The organism is Spirochaeta isovalerica (assembly GCF_014207565.1).
Lineage (GTDB): Bacteria > Spirochaetota > Spirochaetia > DSM-2461 > DSM-2461 > Spirochaeta_F > Spirochaeta_F isovalerica.
The window spans coordinates 1,037,463-1,046,679 of the sequence record NZ_JACHGJ010000002.1 but is presented as its reverse complement, the minus strand read 5'-3'; the positions used below and the strand labels follow the sequence as shown (position 1 = coordinate 1,046,679).

10 protein-coding genes are annotated in these 9,217 nt (G+C 46.0%); 9 read left to right on the top strand and 1 reads right to left on the bottom strand.

The genetic code is table 11. The features are described from left to right. Positions 1-69: 69 nt before the first annotated feature. The 6 genes from HNR50_RS22725 (at position 70) to HNR50_RS09495 (ending at position 6,593) form a co-directional block, all read left to right on the top strand. Positions 70-702 (top strand): GNAT family N-acetyltransferase, encoded by a 633-nt coding sequence (locus HNR50_RS22725; protein ID WP_184746247.1) that lies wholly within the window; start codon positions 70-72, stop codon positions 700-702. A 283-nt stretch (positions 703-985) separates the two neighbouring features. Next, positions 986-2,335 (top strand): MATE family efflux transporter, encoded by a 1,350-nt coding sequence (locus HNR50_RS09515; RefSeq protein ID WP_184746245.1) that lies wholly within the window; start codon positions 986-988, stop codon positions 2,333-2,335. A gap of 1 nt (position 2,336) precedes the next feature. Beyond that, positions 2,337-3,392: a LacI family DNA-binding transcriptional regulator gene (locus tag HNR50_RS09510; RefSeq protein ID WP_184746243.1), complete on the top strand. Its 1,056-nt coding sequence runs from the start codon at positions 2,337-2,339 to the stop codon at positions 3,390-3,392. A 456-nt stretch (positions 3,393-3,848) separates the two neighbouring features. Further along, positions 3,849-4,208, top strand: a complete 360-nt coding sequence (locus HNR50_RS09505) for a Rieske (2Fe-2S) protein (protein WP_184746241.1) — start codon at positions 3,849-3,851, stop codon at positions 4,206-4,208. Between the two features lie 138 nt (positions 4,209-4,346). Beyond that, complete coding sequence (gene rsmD / locus HNR50_RS09500) at positions 4,347-4,877, top strand: 16S rRNA (guanine(966)-N(2))-methyltransferase RsmD (protein ID WP_184746232.1); 531 nt, start codon at positions 4,347-4,349, stop codon at positions 4,875-4,877. 126 nt (positions 4,878-5,003) lie between these two features. Further along, positions 5,004-6,593 carry a LysM peptidoglycan-binding domain-containing protein gene (locus tag HNR50_RS09495; RefSeq protein ID WP_184746230.1) on the top strand — a complete coding sequence of 530 codons (1,590 nt, stop codon included), beginning with the start codon at positions 5,004-5,006 and terminating at the stop codon, positions 6,591-6,593. Between the two features lie 3 nt (positions 6,594-6,596). Here HNR50_RS09495 and HNR50_RS09490 read toward each other — a convergent pair whose 3' ends face one another. Continuing rightward, the gene (locus tag HNR50_RS09490) at positions 6,597-6,740 is read right to left on the bottom strand and encodes a hypothetical protein (RefSeq protein WP_184746228.1); all 144 of its coding nucleotides are present in this window, start codon (positions 6,738-6,740) and stop codon (positions 6,597-6,599) included. A 153-nt stretch (positions 6,741-6,893) separates the two neighbouring features. On the opposite strand from HNR50_RS09490, the gene HNR50_RS09485 reads away from it, so the two are divergent. The 3 genes from HNR50_RS09485 to hisB are packed head-to-tail and all read left to right on the top strand — an operon-like array spanning position 6,894 to position 9,209. Next, on the top strand, positions 6,894-7,997 hold the full coding sequence (locus HNR50_RS09485) for an ATP phosphoribosyltransferase regulatory subunit (RefSeq protein ID WP_184746226.1): 1,104 nt from the start codon (positions 6,894-6,896) through the stop codon (positions 7,995-7,997). 10 nt (positions 7,998-8,007) lie between these two features. Further along, on the top strand, positions 8,008-8,622 hold the full coding sequence (gene hisG / locus HNR50_RS09480) for an ATP phosphoribosyltransferase (protein ID WP_184746224.1): 615 nt from the start codon (positions 8,008-8,010) through the stop codon (positions 8,620-8,622). 2 nt (positions 8,623-8,624) lie between these two features. Further along, the gene (gene hisB, locus HNR50_RS09475) at positions 8,625-9,209 is read left to right on the top strand and encodes an imidazoleglycerol-phosphate dehydratase HisB (RefSeq protein WP_246433918.1); all 585 of its coding nucleotides are present in this window, start codon (positions 8,625-8,627) and stop codon (positions 9,207-9,209) included. The last annotated feature ends 8 nt before the right edge of the window (positions 9,210-9,217 follow it).

Below are 9,217 nucleotides of genomic sequence, written 5' to 3'. Positions count from 1 at the left end.
GCCACTTGAGGTAAGAAAAATTAACAGGTTGCATGAAGCCTATGAGGCGGCAACTTTCATCCGGAATGGGTGGCAATCTTCACCGGTATCTCAACATTTCTATTTGATTTCTGGGCAAAAGACAAAAAAGAACTTTGGACAGAACTTTCTGCATTTAAAATTAAAGAACATGAAATTTATGGTCAATATGGAATTGTTAAAACCGAATCCTATGCCCTTACTCGATATTATGACTTGGAGAATTTCAGGTTAATTGCAGAAATACCTGAAGATTATTATATTGAGAGTGCCGACATGAATCTTAACCCGACAAAGCATGTCGAACTTATAAAGAACGCATTTGGTAAAGATTTTTATTCTGAAAAACTGTATGAAAAACTTAGGACTTCTCCCAACTATCATGCCGATCTTGATATTACTGTTTATTCAAAAACCGGTAAAGCTGTTTCTACCTGCACAGGATGGGCAGATTCATTAAATGAAATAGCTGAAATTGAAACAGTTTGTACTCATTCTGATTATAGGCAAAAAGGTCTTGCCCGAATTGCCATGATTAAATGTCTGCAAAAGCTAAAGGAAAAAGGTTTTACAAAGGCTTATATCTCTTCATTAAATGAAATTACTCATAATTTCTATGATTCATTTACATACAAAAATAGACAAAAAAGTTATGAGTACTGTTGGAACAAGAGTGAAGAGTGACTTAATGATTGGTCCGTTATTTACATTTTCATTAACAAATGACGATTACTTCCTATAACAATAAGAAATCTTAATAGCAGCTATGCCAAGACTTTGTTGTCTGGTCTGAAACTTCGTTTCCCGACCCAAAAGTAAAAAATACAGTTTCAATAATATCAAAAGAATCAAGATTAAAGCAGTGATACAGAGTCCTGAAAATTCTCTTGACCATGAAGTATGGATGAATTATTTTATAAGCCAAACGTTTGCGGCAAACGTTTGGCTTGATTTACAGGAGATCAATATGAAGGGAATAAATAAGAAACTCTGGGCCATCGCCTTTCCTCTGCTTCTCAATATGCTCATCTCCCAGGTGCAGATGATCATAGACCGGGCTTTTCTCGGGCAGATCGATGTGGGATATATGAGTGCGCTTGGGAATGTCTCGGCTCCTCTCTGGACCACTATTTCCATTCTCTTTGCTCTCTCAACGGGGGGAACGATTCTCATGAGTCAGGCCTTGGGAGCCGATGATAAGCCGAGAGCCTCCCTTATCGCCCATGCCATCTTGAAATACAATAGCGCGGTCGCCCTTCTGCTTTTTTTCTTCTGGCTTTTTGCCGCCCGAGGCATCTTTATGCTCATGGGCGTCGAAGGGGATATTCTCTCCTATGCCCTGCGTTATGTACGTTATCTCATCCCTATCTTCCTTATAATGGGGATAAACTCTGCCGGAGCCAGCATTCTCCAGTCGGCCGGGTACACCAGGCCCATTCTCATTTCAGGAGCTCTCCGTTCAGGCCTCAATATACTTCTGGACTGGATTCTGATTTTCGGCCGTTTCGGATTTCCCGAAATGGGTATAGAGGGGGCGGCTCTGGCTACCTCCATAGCCGAACTGACGGGGACTGTACTGCTTTTCATCCTCATCCTGGGAAGCCGTAAACTGCCTTTCCGCATCTCGATCAAAAAAATACTCAGCAGTCCTTTCAGACTCTACAAAGAGGTTTCTGCCAAGGGGATTCCCACCGCTGGTGAGGAGCTCCTCTGGAACCTGGGGAATCTGGGACTTATACGTATCCTCAACGCCATCAGTCCGCTGGCTACAGGTATATATACAATCATATTCACTGTAGATATCATTCCAGCTCTGATCATCATTTCCATCGCCCAGGGAGTTACGGCGCTGGCGGGCCGCAATACCGGAGCCGGCGATGTGGAGGGAGCCAAAAGAGTGGGGTTGATCGGACAGCTGAATTCCTGGGGAATAGCCGCTTTGTTTCTTGTTTTGTTCTTCCTGTTTCCCCGCTTCATTCTGGGAATCTTTACCTCCGATACCGCCATTATCGAGTCTTCGGTAATTCTTCTTTTAGTGGCGGCGGTGAACTTCTTCCCCCGTTCGGTCAATCTGATCATGGGTTCCGCCATCAGAGGATTCGGCGATACGAAGTGGATGCTCAAAACTCAGATCCTGGGTACTGTATACATACTCTCAATGGGATCTCTGGCGGTCTTTGTCTTCGATCTCGGATTGCCCGGAGTCTTCCTGACCATTCTCTCCGACGAGACCATCCGGGGCGTCATCAACTACTTCAGATTCCGACGGGGTCCTGATCTTACACCGAAGGCGGTACAGCTTGAGGAGACGGCCTGATATGCCAAGCATCAAAGATGTGGCCAGGCTGGCGGGCGTCTCCTATACCACAGTGAGCCACGCCATTAACAAAACCAGGCCGGTCAAAGAGGAGACTGTCCGCAAGATAGAAGAGGTGATAAAAGAGATCGGATATGTCCCCAATATGACGGCCCGCTGCCTCCGGGAGGGGAAGACGAAGACGATAGGGGTCATCGATGCCAATATCTACGATATGTTCTTCGGCGAGGTGATGCGAAGTGCTCAGAACGAACTGGAGGCCGCCGGTTACTCCCTTTATTTCTCCTACAGCTTTATGGAGGAAGACCACTGCGGAGACGATTGCTTCGACTTTTTTGCGGAAAAGGAGATCTCCTACCTGGAGAAACTGATCGCCAGAGATGTGGATGCCATCATCATCAATCCCATCAACCGCGATGATGTCCTGGCCGACTTTTTCAGCAAGGTACAGATTCCCATCATCCTCTTTCAACGGGACCTGCCGGGACAGAATACCTTTCCCATAATGTCCGATGATTACGCGGGAGGGTATAAAGCTATCGAGCACCTGGTCTCTCTGGGGCATAAAGATCTGGCAGTGGTCTACGGATTCTCCTATCCCACTCACAGTGTGGTCAACCGGCGGACCGGTGCGGAGAAAGCCGCTTCCGACGGCGGTATCGATCCCCGATCCATACAGTGGCAGAACGGGAATTACAGCATGGAGAGCGCTTATAAACAGACTGTTGCGCTTTTGAAGGGTCCCCATCCCCCGACAGGAATTTTTTATTATTCCGATGCAATGGCTATGGGGGGCTTGCGGGCTGCCGCCGACTTGGGCGTCCCTGTTCCCGGAGATCTTTCCATCGTAGGCTATGATGATATTCCCCTGACGGCTTATTACGTTCCCCGATTGACCAGCGTCCGGCAGGACAGCGGTGTTATGGGGCGATATATTGCAGAAAAAACCGTAAATCTTATTGAAGGGAAAGAAATGAAGAACAAAGCGGGGACGGTTCTGCCGGTCGAGCTGACGGTCAGAGAATCATCGGGACCTGCTAAGTCTGTTTTGCCATAAAAAAAGTGTGATTCAGGGGAAGGGATTCTGTCAAAAGCAAAATATAATAAAAGACCAAATGATTTCAGGAAATTACAAAAAAGCAGGATTAAGGAAGAATTTGGCATTAATCAGAAAGAGTTTTTAATAGATAATCCAGCAAACGATCCAGATGGGAAAAACAGATGTAACATCTGTATTCCAATAAAATAGTTCCTATCTGCACTGCCCCAAAACATATCCTTGTATTTTGGGAGATTAACTGGAGAAAGTCAGAACCTTCTTATATAAGACAAGATATGCCCGCTTCTCTCGGTCTTCGCCAAACCCGGAACTTCGTGCTAGACTTTATATATTGCCGGATCATTCAATGATCATTCCAGATATTCGGGTTTTTTAAAATAGCTCTTCAATGGGCTCGATTCAGAATCCTCATATCTAATAGACTATTTAAAATGCAAGGTAGGATATACAAAATTGGATTATATAAAAGCAGCTAATATTAATGACTTTAAGAACAGCAGAATTAAAAGCGTTACCATCCTGGGAAAAAAAATTGGAATCATTAAAGACCTCAATTCAGAATTTTATGCCATTGAAGTCGGTTGTAAGCATCAGGGGGCAGATATTACAAGAGGCCATATTTCTGGCAATGTAGCGACCTGTCCCCGCCATGGATGGCAATTTGATCTGTTAACGGGAGAATGTCTGAATCAGAATGCTTCCAAACTAAAAAAATATGGACTGAAGATTGAAGGTGATGTGATCATGATATCGACCAAGCCATTACCGGAGGATGAGGAAGAGGATGATCCTCTTTTGCATTTTTTTGACTAAGCTGTTCAGTCTCGCCGGGTCAGGCCATGAATTGCCGGAGCGACCGCAAGCTGTCGTTGATTTCCCCATAACATCTTTATCAACTCCCCTCTTCCCGGTACAATGTGTAATAAACAAAACAGATGTCAGGAGTAATCATTGAGAGTCACAGGCGGATTATACAGAGGAAGAACAGTCAAATGCCCGAAGGGGGTCATCCGCCCGGCCATGGACCGCATGCGCGAATCCATGTTTTCCATCCTCGGCGACCTGGAAGGACTCTCTTTTCTCGATGTCTTTTCCGGTTCCGGTATGATAGGGATCGAAGCGGCATCGCGCGGAGCTTCTCCCGTCGAGCTGGTGGAAAAAGACAAAATCAAAAAGAAAACGATTCTCGAAAATATCTCCTGGGTGGATTCACAAATCAAGCTCAATCTCATGCCAGGCGAAGTCTATATCAGAAGCTGCGGCAGGGATTTCGATATCGTCCATTTCGATCCCCCTTTTCCCATGAAGGGCAAGGAAAAGTTCCTTCAGCTTGCTGATAAACACGGAATAGTAAAGCCGGGCGGAACTCTGATGATGCACTATCCCGACGAGGAGAGCTTCGACGAGCGGATCGGCTCCCTGCGCCAGTACGATCTGCGAAAGTACGGCCGCTCCATGCTCATTTTCTATACCCGGGAATAGTATTCGGTCTAAACTATTTTTCCGCTCTTTCGATAATGGAATTAGATTATCCGAAGGAGCTGCCTTATTACCTGTAATCGATTCATCCAACTGACAGTTCTGCTGACTCTTCTTGAGGGGGCGGCTTTGCTCTTTGCTGATCAGATAATTCATAAAGTCGATGAAAGAGACACTCTCTTCGGGCTCTCGCTCCTTTACAACACATCGGTTGATGACATCCGCAGAGCTAACGGGCTGGAATCGGAAATCATAAAAAAAGGGGAAGAGCTTGTGATCCCCCTTCCCGACAGCACTGTTGAAGTATCAAGATCAGAGAATAAAGCGGAAATCCATACCTATAGAGTAAAAAACGGCGATACTCTTTCGGAAATAGCCTTGAAACTCGGAGTGGAGCAGAAACAGATTGAGCAGCTCAATCATCTATCTGATCAGAATGTCCGGATCGGACAGGTATTGAGTATCCCGGGAAAAGCTGCGGGTGGCGACCGTTATTCCGTACAGAGCGGCGATACCCTGTCGCGTATATCCCTACTTTTCGACATATCGCAGGAACAGCTCAGACAGATCAACAACCTGGAAAACGATTCTCTCCGCGTAGGCCAGTCTCTTCTTGTTGCGCCGCTCCGTCCTCAGGTCCATCTTGTGGAAAAAGGCGATAACCTGTGGGATATTGCCGCCGCATATGACCTTGCCATCGAGGACATTTCAAAGTGGAACAATATCAATGGCTCATCAATATACCCCGGACAGGAATTGAAACTCTATTCCCGGACAGTCGAGAATTTTGAATTCGGAGCGTCCGCTCCTTCTGTTCTCATGGCGAGTTACAGAGAGAAAACTCCAGCAGAGCCGCTTGAGGAATACAGCCATTACCGTGAAGAAAAATCCAGTCAGCCGACGCGGAATTATTCGGAATCCCGTCTCGACGATCCGGTTCTTAATTACAGGCAGGCGAGAGACATCCTGGAAGCTCTGGACAGATCCATAGAAAGCGAACCGGGATTGGGCAATCAATTATCGGGTTATACAATCGTTATCGATCCGGGACACGGAGGGCTTGATCCCGGTGCGATCGTCGCCTCTGTCAATGGAAACGGCGAGACCGTCTATGTCGTGGAAGATGAATACGCTTATGATATTTCATTGAGAACCTACAGACTTCTGAAGCTTTATGGAGCCGATGTTACGCTGACAATCATCAGTCCTAACCATCAGATCCGCTCGTCGGAAAATCCCAGCGATACTTTTGTAAACATGAAGAACGAAGTTTATAATATGGCGTCTCTGAACAGGAAGAATGACGATTCGTCATGGCCTGTGGGCAGTTCGGAAGGTTTGAGAAAAAGAGTGGAAATCGCCGAAAATGCTTTCCGGGGAGCCGATAGAAACAAGACGCTCTATATCAGCATACACGCAGACAACAGCCCCGATCTGGGACAGGGAACCATTGTGCTGTACAGTTCCGAAAATGAAGCCAATCTGGATAAATCTCAAGAGCTGGCGGAAAGCCTAATCCCCTACCTGGGGGCATCCAGTTCGACGGGCAGACAGAATCTCGCGGTATTAAGGGACAATCCCGCCTATGCGGAAGTTCTCATCGAAATCCGGAATCTATATTATCCGGGAAACTCCTGGGCCATTCGGTATGACAAACTCCGTGAACAGGACGCCGAGTTCATTACAAGAGGATTGATTAATTACGCGGAAGGCAGATGATGATCAGCGGTCGACAGACTCGATCCAGGTTTTCAGTCTGTCGGAAAGAGGCGGTACAGGATCGATCTCCGGGAGAGGCTCAAAGACAATGTCATCGTTTTGTTCTTCCGGCTGCAGATATAATTCGGGATCGATATCCTTGTGCATATGTCACTTCCTTTTTTGATTTCCTGTATGAAATTATAACACTCAATCGGATTTTTTTCTAAAAAGGCCGATGAAAATATTCCATGTTTCTAGAAATAGTATCATAATTTAACGCCTAACTGACTGATATTAAATTTTTACAGGATTGTATTTATGACAGAGATTAAAAACGGACACCTTCAGATTCCGCAGGGTACAGAAGGTATGTACCTGGAGGAAGCTTTCAGGCACAGGAAGATAACGAAACATATTGAAAATATCTTCACAGCCTGGGGTTATCTGCCGGTGGAAACACCGGTTTTCGATTTTTTTGACACCTACAGTCATTTAATTGATAAAAACAGGGCTGAACAGACCTACCGGCTGATAGACAGAGAAGGCGAACTGCTTATGCTCCGCTCCGATGTCACCCTGTTTCTGGCCAAGCAGATGAGCCTGGCTCTCGATGAACAGGATCTCCCGGTCAGAGTATTCTATGCCGACACGATACTCCGTTACGAATCTCATGAAGATATTTCCAGTAATGAGTTCTTTCAGAGTGGATGCGAGCTTATAGGAAAACCGGGACGGGAGGGCGATCTGGAAATCATTCTTCTGCTGCTCTCCCTTTTCCGGGAAATCGGACTCCGGGAAGTGAAGATCCACATAGGTTCCCGCTCGCTGTTGAACAGCTTATGCTCCGGATTTTCAAAAAAGCAGCTCAAAAGGCTCAAATCGGGTATCGATACCCGCAGCCGCGATAAAATCAGACAACTGTTTATCGAAACTGGACGCACACCGGAAGATAGTGATTTTATCGTAAAGCTGCTCATGTTTATCGGGACGGCCCTTCAATTCAAGGCGTTTATTTATGAAAACAAATCGGGAATCAGTTCGGAAACTCTCAGGGAAATAAACTACCTCATAGAAATTGCCGATCAGGCGGGAGAGCTGGAAGGGACCGACAGCTTCAGGATCGATATTTCTGAAATAGGCGGTCAGGATTACTATACGGGAATCGTTTTCAGCGCTTACGTCGAGAACCTGAGCAAAGCCGCCGCTTCGGGAGGACGATACGACAGCCTTTTCGATCAGTTCGGCTATAACGCCTCATCCGTCGGCTTTTCCATAATGCAGAGGAAAGTCGAACCTCTGATTAGAGAATCATCTCTCTACGCTCCCCCGGAAGCGTCGCAGCGGGAGAAAAGCGAAGATTTCTCAACCGCTTACAAAAGGGGCCGTACCTTGAGGAAAGACGGCCGGTCATTTGTGCTTTAAAGGAGATATGATGGATAAACCATTAACTATAGCCCTTCCCAAGGGCAGATTATTCGAACAGGTGAAAGATCACTTTCACAGCAAGGGTATTGAATTCAATTTCGAAAAACGGAAGCTCGTTGCCTATGACAGCCGGGGGCTTCTTAAAATCTTTCTTGTGAAAAACTCCGACCTTCCGGCTTATGTGGCCCACGGGATTGCCGGTCTGGGAATATGCGGGGAGGATGTGGTCTACGAAACGGGATACAGCTTTTATAATGTTCTGCCCTTTTCCTTCGGAGGAACGAAACTCTGCATGGCCGCGCACAAAGATCATAAGGAAATAAAAGAAGGGCATCTGACAATAGCCACATCATTTACCGATTATACGCGGGACTATTTTCACAAACAGGGGATTCCTGTGAAAATCATCAAACTGAACGGGAGCGTTGAGCTGGCCCCTGTTCTCGGTCTGGCACCTTATATCGTTGACCTTGTTGAGACAGGCAGCACGCTTAAAGCCAACAACCTTGAGGTAATACGAACCCTGACCGATATAAAAGTAAATATGATAGCCAACAGAGCGTATTATAAATTCCACTACGAAGCGATAAACGAGCTGGCGGATATACTGAGAGAGGATTGAAAATGCCTGTAGAGATAAAGCGGGAAACCGCTGAAACGAAAATATTCCTGAAGCTCGATCTGGAAAGCAGAAACAAGCCCGCCATTTCAACGGGTTTGCCTTTTTTCGATCATATGCTTTATGCCATGGCTTTTCACGGGAAGTTTTTTCTTGAGTTAAAAGCCGATGGAGATGTGGACGTTGACCCCCATCATCTAGTGGAGGATACGGGCCTCGTTCTGGGGCAGGCTTTTCTGAAAAGCTTCAGGGACAAAGGGGCAATTAACCGCTATGGACAGGCTAAGATTCCCATGGATGATGCTTTGAGCGAAGTGGTAATAGATGTCTGCAACCGCCCCTATCTGGTTTATAATGTGAGTTATCCTCAGGAAATGTCGGGGAATTTCGCAAATTATCTTTTTAAGGAATTTTTTCAGGCTTTTGTTTCCGAAGCGAAAATCAATCTTCACCTTCTTTCCCACTACGGAGAAAACAGTCATCACATATCTGAATCACTTTTTAAGGCAATGGGAATAGCATTGGAGTACGCATTTCGTAAAACAGGTGCCTCCGGTACGGAAAGTATGTCTACTAAAGGAGTGATTTGAGTCAAATT

What these genes read in the sequence shown, in the direction of transcription:
- HNR50_RS09515 (WP_184746245.1), top strand. Translation starts at nt 986, where the DNA reads ATGAAGGGAATAAATAAGAAACTCTGGGCCATCGCCTTTCCTCTGCTT.
- HNR50_RS09510 (WP_184746243.1), top strand. Translation starts at nt 2,337, where the DNA reads ATGCCAAGCATCAAAGATGTGGCCAGGCTGGCGGGCGTCTCCTATACC.
- HNR50_RS09490 (WP_184746228.1), bottom strand. Translation starts at nt 6,740, where the DNA reads ATGCACAAGGATATCGATCCCGAATTATATCTGCAGCCGGAAGAACAA.
- HNR50_RS09485 (WP_184746226.1), top strand. Translation starts at nt 6,894, where the DNA reads ATGACAGAGATTAAAAACGGACACCTTCAGATTCCGCAGGGTACAGAA.
- hisG (WP_184746224.1), top strand. Translation starts at nt 8,008, where the DNA reads ATGGATAAACCATTAACTATAGCCCTTCCCAAGGGCAGATTATTCGAA.
- hisB (WP_246433918.1), top strand. Translation starts at nt 8,625, where the DNA reads ATGCCTGTAGAGATAAAGCGGGAAACCGCTGAAACGAAAATATTCCTG.